This window comes from Paenibacillus sp. FSL M8-0228 (genome assembly GCF_038007385.1).
GTDB classification, from domain to species: domain Bacteria; phylum Bacillota; class Bacilli; order Paenibacillales; family Paenibacillaceae; genus Paenibacillus; species Paenibacillus polymyxa_D.
Genome location: NZ_JBBOXA010000001.1, coordinates 1,814,177 through 1,828,839, shown reverse-complemented (window position 1 = coordinate 1,828,839; position 14,663 = coordinate 1,814,177). Strand labels below are relative to the sequence as shown.

Below are 14,663 nucleotides of genomic sequence, written 5' to 3'. Positions count from 1 at the left end.
CCCTCCTTAGACTCTTCATTTTAAAGTGAAACATAGGCTTCCCTCTTTAATAATTTATATACAAACCAAACAAACAGAAAGTTAAATATAAAGACCCGTATCAGATTGTTGTGATGCCGCTCCTCGTTTTATTACATCTTGAAAAGGTTAAGTACAGTTAGAATTCACTAAGCTGCTTTAGCTATAGGAGGAGTAAATATGTTTAGACATCAAAAAGAGTTGCAGTTTGAAGTGAAAGTAGAGCGCCCTGATCCTCTTTTTGCCCGGCAGGTACAAGAAGTTTTGGGAGGGCAATTTGGAGAAATGACCGTGATGATGCAATATTTATTTCAAGGGTTTAACTGTCGCGGTGATGAAAAATACAAAGATATGTTAATGGATATTGGAACTGAAGAAGTAGGGCATGTGGAGATGCTGTGTGCTTTAATTAGTCAACTACTTGATGGAGCTAAACCAGAAGATCAAGAACAAGCTGCAAAAGACCCTGTTACAGCTGCCATAATGGGGGGAATTAACCCGCAGCACTTGCTAGTCAGCGGTCTAGGCGGATTGCCTACTAATTCAAATGGAGTTCCATGGAACGGTTCTTATATCGTCGCAAGTGGCAACCTTTTGGCGGATATGCGATCCAATTTGCACGCAGAGAGTCAGGGTCGATTGCAGGTAGCAAGGCTATATCATATGACACAAGATGAAAGCGTCAGAGCTACACTACGGAAAATGCTAGCGCGTGACCGCTATCACCAGTATCAGTGGATGGCGGCAATCCAAGAATTAGAAGAGAAAAACGGTGTTGTGGTCCCGGCTTCTTTTCCTCCTGAGGCAGAGCAAGAGTCTCAGCCTGAAGCTTATGAGTTTTGGAATTTGTCTGAGGGCGAAGAATCTAGTGAAGGTTTGTGGGCAACAGGAAGTGCGCCGGATGGAACCGGGAGCTATGTATACATCTCAAAACCAGTTGCCAAAGGACAAATCTATAATGCCAAAATACCAGCAACCGAGTTACATCATGACTTAGACCATAAAACTTCAGATAAATAAACAAGTGGCAGACAAGCTGTCCCAACATTAAAGAATTGCTTATTGGTGACACTGACCATAAAAATGTTACAAAAAATATATACTTAATATTCGAATAAGGCGGCTTATCATAAGGCATAAAATCATAGCCGATCATAAATCATGAAGTACAGAATTAATGTAAGTCTAAAAGCCCTGCCGACCAATTATGGTTAGCAGAGCTTTTTGATTTCAAAGACGATGCTCTCATTCTGTATGAGCAGATGTCTATAACAATCATTTGTGTTACCTCAGCTTCGGTCAAACCACCGTTCATTAAATAAGAGGTGCCTGAATCAATGTTGCAAAATTAAACTGGTGTACATGACCATCATTTAATGTAGTTTGGCCCGTAACAAAATGTACATGCTTACCATTTCCGACTGGAATAGCGGGCCCTGTTCTAATCCTTCTCAGATTATGAAAATGGTTCACGAAATCAGTTTTGGTAAGATCAATTTCATGGACATGACTTCTTCCAACTCGAATCGCTTGCCCAGTAACACCTGCAAAGCGGTGGTTATGTCGGTCTGCACCTTCTTCGGCCAGTTTGGTGCTACCTTCAAATTCATGTACATGTCTCTGTGTCTGCTTAGAAGAGAGGGTTTTCTTCTTCACTCCAGCTCTGTTCTTCTGCATCTGTTGGCATGCCTCCTTATGTTTATGTCACTCACAACATCCTATTAAGCAAACATACATAAGTGCTAGGCAACTATCTGCAGTCCTAAGCATAATTTTTTTTTTGTAGTAGAAAGAAGGCTTATGGACTTAGGTATCACAGAAAAAACAAAAGAAGACGAACTTAAAAAGTTCGTCTCCTATACTAGCAGGAAATCCGAGTCGGCATAAAATCGGCATGACTCGGATTTAACAAGCTTAAGATTACTTCAAAAACTCGTGACACCAAGGGTTAATGGATTTTAACCGATACTGCCTTCCATCTCGATTTGGATTAGGTGCAAACGAAACGAGAATCCGCTTAATTACAGGATGTATGTATTTGTGCGCACAGCTAAATTAACGATTTTTCTTTAGTCTTCAAAGCTTTCGGTATCATGGATGGTATCACATTTTACCGAAAGCCTAAATTTTTTCTTCTATTATATATGATGTTTCTTTGGCGATTAACATTCGCCTTTCTTTTCCTCATCCAATACCTCCTTTAGGACAACTGTTAGACTTGCCCCCCACCCAGAACCAAAGCAGCTCGTCGGCCTGTAGTCATTTCTACTATGTATTTACGCAAACTACTTTCCGAATTCACAAGGGCGGTTAAAACAACCTCCTTTCAATATTGATCACCTGACTCTAGAAATAAGCTATTTTCATACTCCAGTAGCCATTATTGTTTTACTAAGAATGTCTCTAAGAAATTCCCTAAAAATCATTATCAAGTATTTTGTAACATCATCATTGGTCAGCAATTTCAAACGATGATCTTTCCAGATGATCTTGCACGTCTGTTCTTCCGTTGAAATTCTTACATAACGCCTGTCACGCTGTACACTTCCATATTTTTTATAATTATACTCATAACAAGCGGCTCGTAATATCAGTAGAATCAGATGTAATAAATTCAATATGCATCTATGCATCACCTCGTTAGATTTATTTATAGACAGGTTATCCGAATTCTTCTCATGTAATTAGACCTAGAAAAATATTCCTATGTTTGATAGACTACTTTTTATGAAGCAGCAGAGTTCCAGGAAAGGCAGGAGTAAAAAAGAATGCTCTGTGATAAATGTGGGAAAGAAATACCCAAAGGAAGCGCCTTCTGTAATTATTGCGGAAGGGAAGTAACTATCAATACAGCACCGCAAGAAAAAACATCCGAAATTAGGAATGATGGTCCGATTCCTAAAGAGATCAGCTATAGAAAGAAAATTATTATCTCAATTGCTCCATTTCTTATTTTATGCCTTATTATCGTAGGCTTTTTAATCGCAGCTCCCTATATCAGTTATATTCAGGCCAAGTCATTAATGAATAACGGTGAATTTGACAAAGCAACTCAAGCCACCTTCACCAATTTGGATGGGTACAAAGATTCCGATGAGTTGATTAATGAAACAAATTATCTAAAGGCACAACACCTTCTAAAAAATAAAGAATACGAAAAGGCTATTGAATTGTTTATCAATTTAGTCAACTACAAAGATAGTGTCAAGCTAAAAACAGAATCAATATACTTACTGGCAAAGCAAAATTCCTCCCAAGGTAACTACGCTTCGGCAATTGAATTACTTGAACCAATCCAAGATTATAAAGATTCCTCTAATTTACTGAGAGAAGCGAATTATCGGGAAGGAGTTAAACAATTTAGGGCGTATAACTTTCGTGAAGCAAAAGAATTATTCATGCAAGTAAAGACTATCAGGACTCAATACAATATTTGACTCAAGCTTCTTTGTATAATAGCTTTCAAGGCATTTGGGAAGATGAATCAGGTTACGAGAAACTGACTTTTAAAAATGGAGAAGTAACCAAGGTACTCTCCTTTAATTCTCAAGATGAAAGCACTTATACCTGGCCTGTTATCCTAATTGGTACAGAATTACATGCTGATAACGGCACAATTTATTACCTAAAGAATGACAAGCTTATTTCAAAGGATGAAAGCCTTGGAGTCAACACCTTCACCAAGATTGGATATTACGAGGATATCCCGCCCGAAAAACTCGCTCCCCAAATTGGTATGTCTGAACAGGAAGTAACTTATTCAAAATGGGGACTACCCAAACATATTAATAAGAACACTACTACTTACGGTGTAAACGAACAATGGGTCTATGATCATTACAAGTACATCTATTTCGAAAATGGAGTCGTAACAGCAATTCAAGATTAGTCCACATGCGGAGTCTTCGGGAGAAATCGAAGGCTCTTTTTACTGCTCAAAAATCCATTGTTCGAAGAAGGCTCAGTGAGCCCGTTCCTTTTTAGGGGACTATACAATAGCTGATATAATATCCTCTAGCTTAATCCAACTAAAATCATCCTCATCACGAAATAGTTTTACTTCACGTCTAGCGGTGTTTATTGATGTAACCACACCTGTTAACTCCGCATCGTCAAACGGACTGAAAACAACCACTGTCACAGGCTGACGTGAATTGTAAGACTCTATTAGAGCATGCTCGATTAATTGTACCTCTTGGTCATCCAACTCCGGTTTACCGCGCCGCTGACGGTCTTTCATTAGCTTCAGATAAGCCTCTTTATGCTCTGGTATGATAATGCGACTGCTTTCCCATAATCCGTTATCTTCTAGTTTTTTAGACATGTATGTAGCCTCCTGATGTAATATGTTCAAATTATATCCCGAACGTATGTTCCTTACAAGGGCTTTTGTTTTCTACTTCTAAGACTTTTGTTCTAGAAAATTATTCCTAGGTCATATATACTAATTTTACTATAACATTACCAATAGATAGGGGTTATGTAATGACTGCAATTGCTGTGATTGCTTTGCTGGCTTTTTTTGTGTTTTTTGTTTTGTGGGCTATAGCTTTAATAAAAAAGAACGGCAAGGCTAAGAAAATGTTTCTCTTTGGTTTAGGTGCTTTCCTAGTATTTATTATTGGAATATCAGTCGCTGACACTCAGAAACCAACCGAAACTAATTCCAAACCGGTAGCTACCACACCTGTTAAAGGGAACGAAGTTACTACTGAACCAGTTCAAAAGGGACAGACTGATGCTAAAAAAACATTGATTGACACATCGCTTCCTTTTGATAAGTTTTCATCTGCTCTCTTTGCATTGCCAGTATCCAAGCAAGGGGAAGCATTCGACAGTGTAAGAAATCAAGTTGTTTCATGGTCAGGCGTTGTTATTGAAGCTGGATCAAGCAGCCTTTATGTCTATGGTAAACCAGCAGATTACAACGGTGAATCATGGTCAGATATTAGCGCTGAAAAGAAAAAACTCGGGGATGTTATTGTTGTAAAAGTTTCAGATCGTTCAGAATTAAATGGTCTTAACCAGGGGGATATAGTTACCTTTAAGGGTGAACTTGGTTCCCGTGGTGTTAAGGGAGAAGCCCATTGGAAACTATATAACGGAAAAATAGAGGGTCGGACAGTAGCAGAATCGCCAAACCTCGGAATTATTACCAAAGCTAAATATAACAACATTAAAAATGGAATGACTTATGAGGAAGTTGCGAAAATTATCGGTGGTCCCGGTGAGGCTGTTTCAGAGGTTGGTGAAAAAGGAGACGAATTTTATACTGTAATGTATTCGTATAAAGGTGAAGTCGGACCTGGTGCAAATGCCGTTTTCACATTCCAAGGCAACAAACTACAAGCAAAAGCACAATTTGGTCTCGAATAAAACAACCCCGGAGCAATCCGGGGTTGTTTTATTCTGTATAGTACCTATTTGCAGCCAGGAGGCGTAACGATCTTTTGATCGCGATCCCAGCCCTCTATTATCATGATGTGGCGGGTATCGCTCTTGTTATCCCATGCAATATTGTTGTCTTGTTCCAAAGCCAGTAGCCCCGCCTTTATGTCCTCTGTGCGCCTTCCTGTCTTTATCTCAGGGTTCTATGCTGTTGGCAGAAAAAAGGTACAGACTCCTCATTTTTCATGAGTAACTTTACCTTTTGCAACAAAGGGACTTTTTCAATCGCCTCTGATATGTTCCACGAGGTATTTCATAGTTAAAGAAACTTTTCACATACTTAAAAATCAATAAGTAAGATATCCATTTCCCCATAAAGGACTTAGTTCTCCCACATTACCGATTCTTAACTTATATGTTCCTGGCTTAACATTGTAAAAAGTTCTTGTTGTATTCAGATTAGTAAATGTCCCTGGAACTGAAATTATTTGCTCATGACTATTATTTCCCCACCCCACTAATTGGTAGCTAACAACAGGATTGTAACGACTATCTTCTAAATATTGAACTAATGTAATATTTACATTTCCTCCGGAAATATTGAATGCCTCATCTGATATAGTATAGCTGTTCACACCATTTAACGTGTAATAGTAAATTGATTGAAGCGATGCTTTTGATTCTGCTTCTCTGTAGACATCTTTGTTACCGGCTCAGCAAATGGAGTTACAGATTTTATGTTGTATGTTGCGTCTGTTGAGGCTGGAACTACAGCATGACTAACTTCAGAAGCAAAAGCTGGGGTCACCATGGTGACAGCTAGAATAGACGTAACGGCAACAGATAATAATTTTTTCATAATAAATCCCTCCAATTAATTGAATTTATGTAACACACGAATCGTATCATAAATATAGTATGTAATGGGGTTTTAGACAAAAGAACAGATAACTTTTCAATTTTTTATAAAATTATACATATAATAAACCCCCGTTTTATGATAACAACAACCACTATATTAATAGAGGACCATTCAGCAACCGTTAAGACTATATACCTTTAAGATTGGAATAAAATAATAAACAACAAAGGACTCCATACTAGTTACATACCAGCGGAGTCCTTTGTCACATCTACTCTAAATTCAAACTGATCAACGAAAAAAGCTCTGCCGACCAATTAAGGTTAGCAGAGCTTTTCAATTTATCTAGAGTATTCACTTACTTCAAACGTTAAGGATTTTTTAATATTTAATTATAGCTGATCCTGCTTTAGCCCACTCTTTTGATTCTAATTGAATCCATCCATATACTTTTGAATCAGAGGTGATTTTTTGTTTTATCAGAGAAAGGTTCTCATAGCTGGAGGAACCGTAAAGACTCCCTGTTTTTGGGGCAATTTTTACTGATAACGTATTTTCTATACTCGGTGTATTTTCATCACTTGTCCAGGCCAAACGATTATAATAATTAGCATTAAAAGGATTTTCTAAACCATTAATTGAAAATTTCACTCTTTTCCCTATAATAGATACATCTGTATATGCCGTGTCATCTTTAAAAATTACCGATTGTGATAAAACTAATTCTTGATTTGAAGATTTTTTGTAAGTGTCAAGCGTTACAGTTGCTGCATCTGCAGAAGCTGACAGCGGAGCGATAACTGAAAACAAGAGAGCGATTGTGGAAAAACATAAAGTAGCTTTCCTTCCTAATTTCATACTCATTTTTCTGTCCCCTCCTTCTTTTAATCTTCATCAATAAACATACAGCTTAATAACTGTCAAAGTAAGGGGAGTTTTGTCTGACATGAAAAATACACATTTGATTAAGTGCCTTTTTCGCGTCACTCTAAATTCAAACTGATCAACGAAAAAGGCTCTGCTGACCAATTAAGGTTAGCAGAGCTTTTTACTATATATAGATAAATCAAACTATCCCCCCAGTTGATTCACATAACAACATCATTTAATGGTACTTAGTGACTATGTACACAGATGTGCAGATTAATTATAATTATTTTTGTAGTTAAATTATAGAAAGAAGTGATTTAATTTGAAAAGATTAATGAGTTTTGGTATCGCCACATCATTGCTTCTGTCACTAAGCCCTGCTGCTTTTGCACAGGATTCAATTTCAGCAAATCAAACTGATAATGGTTTCATTAAAGTGATTGAAAATACTGAGAATCAGGACGGGCATGTTATTACTCCTTTTGATGTTCAATTGATTAATCCGATACATCACACTGGAAAAGGAGCATTTGAGAAAACCTTCACCATGATCCCTGAGAATGGAGAAGACGCCAATGTGTTCGTTAAAGATAATGGAAGTTCAACAGTTTATGTAGAGATTAAGAAAGCAGGTTCTAGCACCTCTATAGACACTTCGGTTTCACCTGGTAGTCAAAAGACCTTGCAAATTTATTCCCAAAGTAAAAACTCATATAGTGTATACATTTACACCCAAGACGGTTCCCAGATGGACCTCAATATAAGCGCAAGACAGTTCTAATTAATGTACAGAAATTACTAAGTGGCTTCATATACATCCGCCTCACATAAAACAGAGAAGGACTCTATCGGCTATATACCGTTGGAATCCTCTTTCACATCTACTCTAAGTTCAAACTGGTTCCGTATGTAATAAGCTCGGCAATCTTAACCGAATCAGTCGAAAACTTTTCTATAGTGCCACCATAGTCTATAACCGATATCAAATCCTCTCCCAATGACTGAACAACGTACACCTTTACCTGGCTTAATGCAGCTGCAAATAATTCTATATCCGACTTTAACACTTTATATGTTTGGTTCATGCTGATCACCTCATGTTGTAATACGTTCCACCTTTTCTGAAGTACCTTAGGTTATTACTTTAACCTCATCTCCAACGATTAAAATGCCATATTCATTTTCCTGTACTCTGACTTCTTTCCGATCCGATCCTTCAAATTGGCATGTAATAAAATATTTTTTTGTTGAAGAATTCTCCACCCAGTCTACTCGTTTATCAATTATTTTTGCGATTCGTTCAATTTTGGGTTGTTTTAAATTTCTAGCATGTTCTCGGTTTGAAGATATTATAATAGGCACAAAAACAACTAATATTAAACCGATCATGGTAAGAAAAATTTGAAACGCTTCGAGCATATTTTATTCACTCCTCAAAATTATATAGTATTCCATAACATAAAAACACCCCACCAACTTAGCCAATAGGGTGCCACGGCGCTTCAAGATGTGTTGTTATCAGTACGCAAGTAGAACCTCAATGCTTATTAATTGCCAACAACTCTCTCGACCTTTGAAAATGTACCTTGCTGAAGTACAATAACTCTATCTCCAACAATAGTTACTCCGTATTCAGATTCAGGTGCTTCAAATTCTCCTCTTTCTCCATCTTCAAATTCACAGGTAAAATAGTAGTATCTAATCGAACTGTCTTCCTTTTGGTACATTCGCTTATCAAGTACCTTAGCCACACGGGTCACAATAGGTTTCTTTTTGTTGTCGATGTCTTCCCATGTTTGCATTATAATCGGTATTATACAAAAAACAGAAAAAGCACCGATAACAAAAATCCACAAAATAGCTTGTTCTCCCATATATAAACACTTCCTCCTAACATACTCAAGATCTAAATGTTATATTATTCCTTTACATTATTACAGTTTATAAGTTTCATATTTAAAATCCCTGTATGATTTATAAAATTATACACTGCATTACTAAATATAATATCGGAAATTGAACTGTTTAATTTGATATCCTTCCAACGGCAAACAGAAAAACCCCCCACCAGCGTATGCCAGCAGGGTATCACCGATGCTTTCGGATTTATATGGAGAGTATAATCGATTTGGGTTATTTTGCAAATATCTTATATGTATGTTTCATGCTGTTAACCTCAAATAATGATTCGGTGAATGTTTAGACAATCCTTCAACGAGATACTCAATAACTACTTATCTGACATAATATCTCAATTACATCTTATTTTGATACTTCAACAAAAAATTGAAGTAAGAAACCCAGAAATATAAATAACAATCCTACAATTGCAAATTTTCTACTTTTATATGCCTTCTTCTTTCCATCTGTTAAATCAGCGTATGTTCCTGCTTGCGGATCTACACATAACACATCAATTGCCATTATCACAGTACCTAACATATTTAAAATTAACCCAGCTATATTCATAAACAATTCCACTTCCTCTTCCTCATATTCCTTATTTGGATTCAGCTTCTTCTTTTACTATCTGTTTGAAATCTCTTATATTCCCTATTTTATTCTTTGCAGTATACCAAAAAAAATCGTTTTTACGTGAAAATATAAACCTATCACAAAACATACCTGTGTAGCTATTTAAAATTGCGAGCGTTCTTCTTGAAGGAATAATTCCAGAAGCAGGATGGACTTGCTCGAAGCGTCCTAAAAGCATCACTCTGCTACTTAATGGAATGCTCACTTCTGTTCCCATAAGTCCATACCCTGGAGAAGAATATATCCCTCGATCTTTATCTTCTACCCAATGTAAGCTGACAGGATTATCAGAACAGATAAAATCCCCTAATGTTGGAGGACAGTAAACAACACTCCAGTTTCTATCAATTAGAAAAGGTATGATAGCATCAATCGCAGTAAGTAAGTATTTCATATGTGTATTATTATCAAGCCTAATGGAATGCTCATCTTCAAATGTAACCTTACGTCGTTCTTTATTGGTGATATTATCCATGTATGTTTCTTCCATCATGGTTTTATGATATTCAGAAGCGGAAGAATCCATTTCAACAAATAGTTTCTGTAACTCTTTCATAGGTTTTGAAATCACTTCGCGTCGAGCAGGTGTTCTTTCAGCCAACAAAGCTATATAATTCATTAACCATATGTATTCATCGCCCATCGGCATAAGTAGTTTTTCACATACACCTCTTATTATAGGGCCTACCTTGTCTTCAATTTCTCCAAATATATCCTCAAAAATATCAGGCTTGACTTCTGGATAATGAACCCTATATAAATCTCTTTTGTGGGCAACTTCACGGATTTTTGACTCCCACTGACCACTATTTAGAGAGTCAAAAACCCACAATCGGCTATTTATAGTTCCATCCTTAGTAAAATTAGCAAGATGAGTTTGTGGAATAAAATGATGTTTTCTTTTCAATTTAGTGTTATACAAAAATTATCATCCCTTGTTAGACAGAATTATTCTAATGGAGCCCCTTTATAGCTATAAAGAGGCTCTTGCTAATTATGAAAACGCTACTGTATAGTTAGAAGGAAAAATCATCCTTTCTGTCGAATCGTTTGTAAAATAAATCTTAATTTAATTCATTTTTAATCAATGTGAGGGGTTCATAATAATGATTTTTTCAAATTTAGGGACAATAGTTAAAGCAGCAAACTTTTTAGATACTAATATAAGTATGATTGAAAAAATGGAGAATAGATATAAGCTAAAAAGAAAAGTAAGTAATTGGACAGTAATTCCCATTTCAATGGTATTGATAATTGCAGTATCGTTCTTTTTATCAAAATACGTAAATGGTTATTTAGCAACAGTATCAGCTTTTCTCATTTATATTACTTTTACAATAATTTCTACAAGGAAAATTAAAAAAGAGAATATAGAAATGCCTAGAAGATACATATTTATCATTATAACTTTATGGCTAATAATGGTCTATTTTTATATAATAAATTTTTCATTGGAATTTTATCGAAACCAAAAATCTATTTTCTCCCAATCATTTTTGTTATTTCTTATGGTAATTTTCATAGGGTATGTTCTTTCATACTCATTTATTGTTATGTTAAACGAACTACTTGAAAAAACACTTAGTTCATTTTTTAAAAATGTTTACTTAAACATTGAGATGATAAATGGAGAATTATTAAATGCTAGATTAATTACCATTACGAAAAAAGGTGACTTTATAGTAAATATGAGCACGATTTAATAATAGCGAAATATTATTAAATCGTGCTCATATAGTAAAAATAACTTACTTTATAGAAGAACGCCCTTCTGTTAATTAGGACGTTCTTCTTGCACCTATTTGCTTACTGTAGCTGTATTAGTTTTGTCGTTCCAATTCACTGTAGCGCCCCACGCCTCGCCCACGGCACGTAGCTGAACATAGGTTTTGCCATCGATCATCTTAACGTCAGCGATACCCTTACCGTTTACAACCACGTTAACCTTGTCCACTGTCTTATAATCTCTAGTGTCTGCGACAGTATTTTTGAACAGAGCCCACTCTGCAATTCTACGGCGTGTCAGACCAGCCAACACCTTCCCGCCAGCCTTGTTATATTTCGTGATGTTGGCGGCAATCTGCGCCACCGCGCGTCCTTTACAGAGTGTTCTCAGACTTCCGGCCCCGCAGTTGTAACAGAGTGAGCGCGTCGAACTGGCTTTGCGTGAGCTGGTCGGTTACCGGGACATAGGCCGGGTTGTTTACATACGCCTCGCATTTGGATAAATCCTCCACCAGCATAGCATCGGCCTTGGCTTGTGTTATGGTCATACCTGCTTTAACGTCCGGTCCGTAATGCCCCCAACCTATGGTCCAGTACGTTTCGGTCGGAACAGCTTTATAAGCTGTCAAGCGGCAACCCTCGAAGTTCTTAATTAAACTAAGGCCCGCTTTCGATATTTTCCGCATTACTTGTCAGCCCCCTTTTTCATTTGCTTGACCAACTGATTCCCGTACACGGCGAATGCTCCAGCAAGCACGCCCTGAATGACTGCCTGCGGCCCCCAATCTTGAATCCAGACCGTTAGGATCACAGCAACACCCGTGACGATATATACAATGCTCCAGTTCGGCACTTTAGGCGTTTGCTTGATCCCTATACCAATAACCCAACAAACAGCTACAACGATTAACAATTCAGGGCCGATTAACGACCATACTGTATTCCAATCCATTGTTAAATTCCTCCCGTTTCTTCTTTTCGATCAAGTCGTTTATGAGCCTGTTTCGCTGATTCTTCAACCCGCGTAACCCGTTCGGATAAGGCATCAATCCTTTGCCCCTGCACCCGCTGTTCGAGCCGAATGTCGTCCACGCCGCGCTTGATGTAATCAACATCCGCACGCTGCAAAGCTTCCGCTCCCGCCTCTTGAATGATGTCTTGCCACATTGACCTGCTGCGCCCGGCCCAACCTAAAATAATCCCACTAATCGCAGCAATTAACGAAAAAATAACTGTAATATCCATCGTGTCCCCCCCGTCTCTGCGTTCAGGAAACTTTTCCTGAACTATCATCATCTGTTTTCTGATCCTTTTCCTCTTGAGCCTGTATCTCTGCTAGTGCATTTCCTACAGCTATATCCAATCCTTTAAGTATTTCCTTCCGGCGCGCTGGTTGCGAAGCAATGACAGCAGAAATTACCTCCGTCAATTCTTCAACCGGCCTTGTTAGATCCAGTTGTATATCCAATGCAGATTTTATTTTTGTCACTTTTATAATCACCTCCTTGGGACGCCAAATAAGCCCCTGAGTTATCAGAGGCTTTCATACTCATATCTTAAATTACTTCTGTTGCTATAACGCTGCGGATTTTAAAGGGAAACATTGTTCTATTTATCCCCAATAAACGCGAATCTAAAATCACTACAGATATTAGAGTTACAGAATAATTTATGGTAATATTAAACCATCAGCTGAAATTTATTAAAGGAAACAATAAAATGACTAAAAGTAAACTTATTCTCTTTATATTGTTTTTTTACATAGGCTGGACAATTAAGGAACTAACATTCCATCCAAAAATATCTGATTTGAATCTTTATTTGATATCATTCTTAATAAAACTGATTTTTTGGATCGGGCTGGTATTCATTTATTTCGTATATATCGATCGAGTAAGGTTGCAACAAATCATTGACTACATAAAATTAAAACAAAATATTATCAAGGGAGTATTTACTGGCGGAATTATTGGATTATTATTGGTAGTAATCGAGGTTACTATCTTTAATGGTTTTAGATTTGACATAGGAATCAGATGGATCATTACACCATTAGCGGCATTTTCTGAAGAAGTGGTGTTCCGGGGATTCGTTATGAATAAACTAAGAGACCATCGGGTAAAAGGATATAGCTTTATACAAGCGATACTTTTTATGGGGATACACTTTCCAATAGGTATTATTTCAGGATATTCACTTCTTAACTATGTGACCATATTTCTCGTAGGATACATTCTTGGATTTATATATAAAAAGACTTCTTCGATATGGGCTCCAACGATTGCACATAGTGTCTATAATATTCTTATTTATTTAAGGCAGTGAAGGTACCTATTCCTTTTAGTGCGTCAATCCTTTATGTTTTTGTACGTTGATAAATATTTATATAAAGCTAACGGGACACAATAACTCAATAAACATGAAGAGACGGCAGCCGATAAAGTGGCTGCCGTTTTCTGAACTAATAGGCTTAAATCTAAACTCTAATCGGAATCCTAAGACGATAAAATAATTAAAAAGAGTTGGCACTGAATTAAGTAAGAAAGCCTATAAAACAATTATTTACCAAGCCTTCTTAGAATAAAGAACGGTGGGTACTAGGCGCCAATTTGACTATTTTAAAAATTGATTTGTTTCTAATTTTAAAGCATTATATGATGGTTTCAGACATCGATGTACTATAAAAAGAAAGAGAAGAAAAAATGAAAGCTGAAATTGAAAAAATACCTTCTTGTAGAATTGTATACATGAGACAGATTGGTCCTTATGGAATTGCAAATTCACAACTAATGGAGAAATTTAAATACTGGGTAGAATCTAATAAATTATTTAATGATAAGTCTATTATCCTTGGTATTGCCCAAGATAATCCTGCATTTGTGAAGCCGAAAAATTGTCGCTACGATGCATGTTTGGTTCTTCCTGATGATTACTGTGTTAATACTGTTGAAGTAAGTCTGAGCAACATTAGTGGAGGAAGATACGCTGTTTTTAAAATAAATCATACAGCAGAAGCTGTTCAAAAGGCTTGGACTGAAATATTCCTGGAGTTGGAAAATCAAAGGTTCAGCTTAGATGAAACCAGACCTATCTTGGAGCGATATACAGTTGAACTTATTAATAATCATTATTGCGAAATTTGCGTTCCGATTCAATAAACGTATTAAGGCATAGGGTTATTTCTATTATTGAAGGCAGTCTAATACTAATCCTCTTTTATAAAAGTAAAAGCCCTCTGTTTATGGTATTATCCCCTTCTAGTAGA

The 14,663-nt window shown here is 36.8% G+C and carries 20 protein-coding genes and 2 pseudogenes; 8 read left to right on the top strand and 14 right to left on the bottom strand.

Going from position 1 to position 14,663, the window contains the following annotated elements; genetic code table 11:
- Nucleotides 1-198: 198 nt before the first annotated feature.
- Nucleotides 199-1,038 (top strand): manganese catalase family protein, encoded by an 840-nt coding sequence (locus tag MKY98_RS08550; RefSeq protein WP_029516588.1) that lies wholly within the window; start codon nucleotides 199-201, stop codon nucleotides 1,036-1,038.
- 294 nt (nucleotides 1,039-1,332) lie between these two features.
- On the opposite strand, the gene MKY98_RS08545 is transcribed toward MKY98_RS08550, so the two are convergent.
- Nucleotides 1,333-1,695: a YmaF family protein gene (locus MKY98_RS08545; protein ID WP_069011216.1), complete on the bottom strand. Its 363-nt coding sequence runs from the start codon at nucleotides 1,693-1,695 to the stop codon at nucleotides 1,333-1,335.
- A gap of 1,091 nt (nucleotides 1,696-2,786) precedes the next feature.
- Here MKY98_RS08545 and MKY98_RS08540 point away from each other — a divergent pair.
- Both MKY98_RS08540 and MKY98_RS08535 read left to right on the top strand, forming a co-directional pair.
- Entirely contained in the window at nucleotides 2,787-3,455 is a 669-nt protein-coding gene (locus MKY98_RS08540; protein WP_069011217.1) for a zinc-ribbon domain-containing protein, read from the top strand.
- On the top strand, nucleotides 3,452-3,907 hold the full coding sequence (locus tag MKY98_RS08535; protein WP_069011218.1) for a hypothetical protein: 456 nt from the start codon (nucleotides 3,452-3,454) through the stop codon (nucleotides 3,905-3,907). The genes MKY98_RS08540 and MKY98_RS08535 overlap by 4 nt, the downstream gene beginning before the upstream one ends.
- Nucleotides 3,908-4,006: 99 nt before the next feature.
- Here the strand turns inward: MKY98_RS08535 and MKY98_RS08530 are convergent, their stop codons facing one another.
- A complete protein-coding gene (locus tag MKY98_RS08530; RefSeq protein ID WP_069011219.1) occupies nucleotides 4,007-4,342 on the bottom strand; it encodes a YolD-like family protein in 336 nt (111 codons plus the stop codon).
- A 161-nt stretch (nucleotides 4,343-4,503) separates the two neighbouring features.
- Between MKY98_RS08530 and MKY98_RS08525 the strand changes: the two genes are divergently transcribed.
- Nucleotides 4,504-5,394 (top strand): hypothetical protein, encoded by an 891-nt coding sequence (locus MKY98_RS08525; protein ID WP_245231554.1) that lies wholly within the window; start codon nucleotides 4,504-4,506, stop codon nucleotides 5,392-5,394.
- Nucleotides 5,395-6,046: 652 nt separating this feature from the next.
- On the opposite strand, the gene MKY98_RS08520 is transcribed toward MKY98_RS08525, so the two are convergent.
- Nucleotides 6,047-6,265 carry a hypothetical protein gene (locus MKY98_RS08520; RefSeq protein ID WP_069011220.1) on the bottom strand — a complete coding sequence of 73 codons (219 nt, stop codon included), beginning with the start codon at nucleotides 6,263-6,265 and terminating at the stop codon, nucleotides 6,047-6,049.
- Between the two features lie 384 nt (nucleotides 6,266-6,649).
- Nucleotides 6,650-7,132, bottom strand: a complete 483-nt coding sequence (locus MKY98_RS08515; RefSeq protein ID WP_069011221.1) for a hypothetical protein — start codon at nucleotides 7,130-7,132, stop codon at nucleotides 6,650-6,652.
- 328 nt (nucleotides 7,133-7,460) lie between these two features.
- On the opposite strand from MKY98_RS08515, the gene MKY98_RS08510 reads away from it, so the two are divergent.
- Nucleotides 7,461-7,919, top strand: a complete 459-nt coding sequence (locus MKY98_RS08510; RefSeq protein WP_069011222.1) for a hypothetical protein — start codon at nucleotides 7,461-7,463, stop codon at nucleotides 7,917-7,919.
- A gap of 71 nt (nucleotides 7,920-7,990) precedes the next feature.
- Here MKY98_RS08510 and MKY98_RS08505 read toward each other — a convergent pair.
- From MKY98_RS08505 to MKY98_RS08485, 5 genes and pseudogenes are all read right to left on the bottom strand, one after another.
- Nucleotides 7,991-8,223, bottom strand: a pseudogene (locus tag MKY98_RS08505) (hypothetical protein).
- A 46-nt stretch (nucleotides 8,224-8,269) separates the two neighbouring features.
- Nucleotides 8,270-8,557: a DUF2500 family protein gene (locus MKY98_RS08500; RefSeq protein WP_069011224.1), complete on the bottom strand. Its 288-nt coding sequence runs from the start codon at nucleotides 8,555-8,557 to the stop codon at nucleotides 8,270-8,272.
- A gap of 128 nt (nucleotides 8,558-8,685) precedes the next feature.
- A complete protein-coding gene (locus MKY98_RS08495) occupies nucleotides 8,686-9,012 on the bottom strand; it encodes a DUF2500 family protein (protein WP_069011225.1) in 327 nt (108 codons plus the stop codon).
- A gap of 388 nt (nucleotides 9,013-9,400) precedes the next feature.
- Nucleotides 9,401-9,619, bottom strand: a complete 219-nt coding sequence (locus MKY98_RS08490; RefSeq protein WP_141695483.1) for a hypothetical protein — start codon at nucleotides 9,617-9,619, stop codon at nucleotides 9,401-9,403.
- 19 nt (nucleotides 9,620-9,638) lie between these two features.
- The gene (locus tag MKY98_RS08485) at nucleotides 9,639-10,595 is read right to left on the bottom strand and encodes a DUF4238 domain-containing protein (RefSeq protein WP_069011227.1); all 957 of its coding nucleotides are present in this window, start codon (nucleotides 10,593-10,595) and stop codon (nucleotides 9,639-9,641) included.
- Between the two features lie 184 nt (nucleotides 10,596-10,779).
- Here MKY98_RS08485 and MKY98_RS08480 point away from each other — a divergent pair, with 184 nt between their 5' ends.
- A complete protein-coding gene (locus MKY98_RS08480; RefSeq protein WP_208332475.1) occupies nucleotides 10,780-11,376 on the top strand; it encodes a hypothetical protein in 597 nt (198 codons plus the stop codon).
- 95 nt (nucleotides 11,377-11,471) lie between these two features.
- On the opposite strand, the gene MKY98_RS27055 is transcribed toward MKY98_RS08480, so the two are convergent.
- The 5 genes and pseudogenes from MKY98_RS27055 to MKY98_RS08455 all read right to left on the bottom strand — a co-directional run bounded on the left by MKY98_RS27055 (nucleotide 11,472) and on the right by MKY98_RS08455 (nucleotide 12,887).
- A complete protein-coding gene (locus MKY98_RS27055; RefSeq protein WP_432420082.1) occupies nucleotides 11,472-11,612 on the bottom strand; it encodes a stalk domain-containing protein in 141 nt (46 codons plus the stop codon).
- Between the two features lie 123 nt (nucleotides 11,613-11,735).
- Nucleotides 11,736-12,084 (bottom strand): annotated as a pseudogene (locus tag MKY98_RS08470) (lysozyme); the annotation flags it as partial.
- A complete protein-coding gene (locus tag MKY98_RS08465) occupies nucleotides 12,084-12,350 on the bottom strand; it encodes a phage holin family protein (RefSeq protein WP_069012762.1) in 267 nt (88 codons plus the stop codon). The pseudogene MKY98_RS08470 and the gene MKY98_RS08465, both read right to left, overlap by 1 nt.
- A gap of 2 nt (nucleotides 12,351-12,352) precedes the next feature.
- Complete coding sequence (locus MKY98_RS08460; protein ID WP_069012763.1) at nucleotides 12,353-12,643, bottom strand: hypothetical protein; 291 nt, start codon at nucleotides 12,641-12,643, stop codon at nucleotides 12,353-12,355.
- A 22-nt stretch (nucleotides 12,644-12,665) separates the two neighbouring features.
- Nucleotides 12,666-12,887 carry a hypothetical protein gene (locus MKY98_RS08455; RefSeq protein ID WP_208332473.1) on the bottom strand — a complete coding sequence of 74 codons (222 nt, stop codon included), beginning with the start codon at nucleotides 12,885-12,887 and terminating at the stop codon, nucleotides 12,666-12,668.
- A gap of 230 nt (nucleotides 12,888-13,117) precedes the next feature.
- Here MKY98_RS08455 and MKY98_RS08450 point away from each other — a divergent pair, with 230 nt between their 5' ends.
- Both MKY98_RS08450 and MKY98_RS08445 read left to right on the top strand, forming a co-directional pair.
- Nucleotides 13,118-13,723, top strand: coding sequence for a CPBP family intramembrane glutamic endopeptidase (locus MKY98_RS08450; RefSeq protein ID WP_069012764.1), 606 nt, complete (start codon nucleotides 13,118-13,120; stop codon nucleotides 13,721-13,723).
- A 377-nt stretch (nucleotides 13,724-14,100) separates the two neighbouring features.
- Complete coding sequence (locus tag MKY98_RS08445) at nucleotides 14,101-14,556, top strand: AraC family transcriptional regulator (RefSeq protein WP_069012765.1); 456 nt, start codon at nucleotides 14,101-14,103, stop codon at nucleotides 14,554-14,556.
- Nucleotides 14,557-14,663 lie beyond the last annotated feature (107 nt).

Excerpts from the sequence above, each read along its gene's own strand:
- MKY98_RS08550 (WP_029516588.1), top strand. The coding sequence starts at position 199 with ATGTTTAGACATCAAAAAGAGTTGCAGTTTGAAGTGAAAGTAGAGCGC.
- MKY98_RS08545 (WP_069011216.1), bottom strand. The coding sequence starts at position 1,695 with ATGCAGAAGAACAGAGCTGGAGTGAAGAAGAAAACCCTCTCTTCTAAG.
- MKY98_RS08540 (WP_069011217.1), top strand. The coding sequence starts at position 2,787 with ATGCTCTGTGATAAATGTGGGAAAGAAATACCCAAAGGAAGCGCCTTC.
- MKY98_RS08530 (WP_069011219.1), bottom strand. The coding sequence starts at position 4,342 with ATGTCTAAAAAACTAGAAGATAACGGATTATGGGAAAGCAGTCGCATT.
- MKY98_RS08525 (WP_245231554.1), top strand. The coding sequence starts at position 4,504 with ATGACTGCAATTGCTGTGATTGCTTTGCTGGCTTTTTTTGTGTTTTTT.
- MKY98_RS08520 (WP_069011220.1), bottom strand. The coding sequence starts at position 6,265 with ATGAAAAAATTATTATCTGTTGCCGTTACGTCTATTCTAGCTGTCACC.
- MKY98_RS08515 (WP_069011221.1), bottom strand. The coding sequence starts at position 7,132 with ATGAGTATGAAATTAGGAAGGAAAGCTACTTTATGTTTTTCCACAATC.
- MKY98_RS08500 (WP_069011224.1), bottom strand. The coding sequence starts at position 8,557 with ATGCTCGAAGCGTTTCAAATTTTTCTTACCATGATCGGTTTAATATTA.
- MKY98_RS08495 (WP_069011225.1), bottom strand. The coding sequence starts at position 9,012 with ATGGGAGAACAAGCTATTTTGTGGATTTTTGTTATCGGTGCTTTTTCT.
- MKY98_RS08480 (WP_208332475.1), top strand. The coding sequence starts at position 10,780 with ATGATTTTTTCAAATTTAGGGACAATAGTTAAAGCAGCAAACTTTTTA.
- MKY98_RS08465 (WP_069012762.1), bottom strand. The coding sequence starts at position 12,350 with ATGGATTGGAATACAGTATGGTCGTTAATCGGCCCTGAATTGTTAATC.
- MKY98_RS08460 (WP_069012763.1), bottom strand. The coding sequence starts at position 12,643 with ATGGATATTACAGTTATTTTTTCGTTAATTGCTGCGATTAGTGGGATT.
- MKY98_RS08450 (WP_069012764.1), top strand. The coding sequence starts at position 13,118 with ATGACTAAAAGTAAACTTATTCTCTTTATATTGTTTTTTTACATAGGC.
- MKY98_RS08445 (WP_069012765.1), top strand. The coding sequence starts at position 14,101 with ATGAAAGCTGAAATTGAAAAAATACCTTCTTGTAGAATTGTATACATG.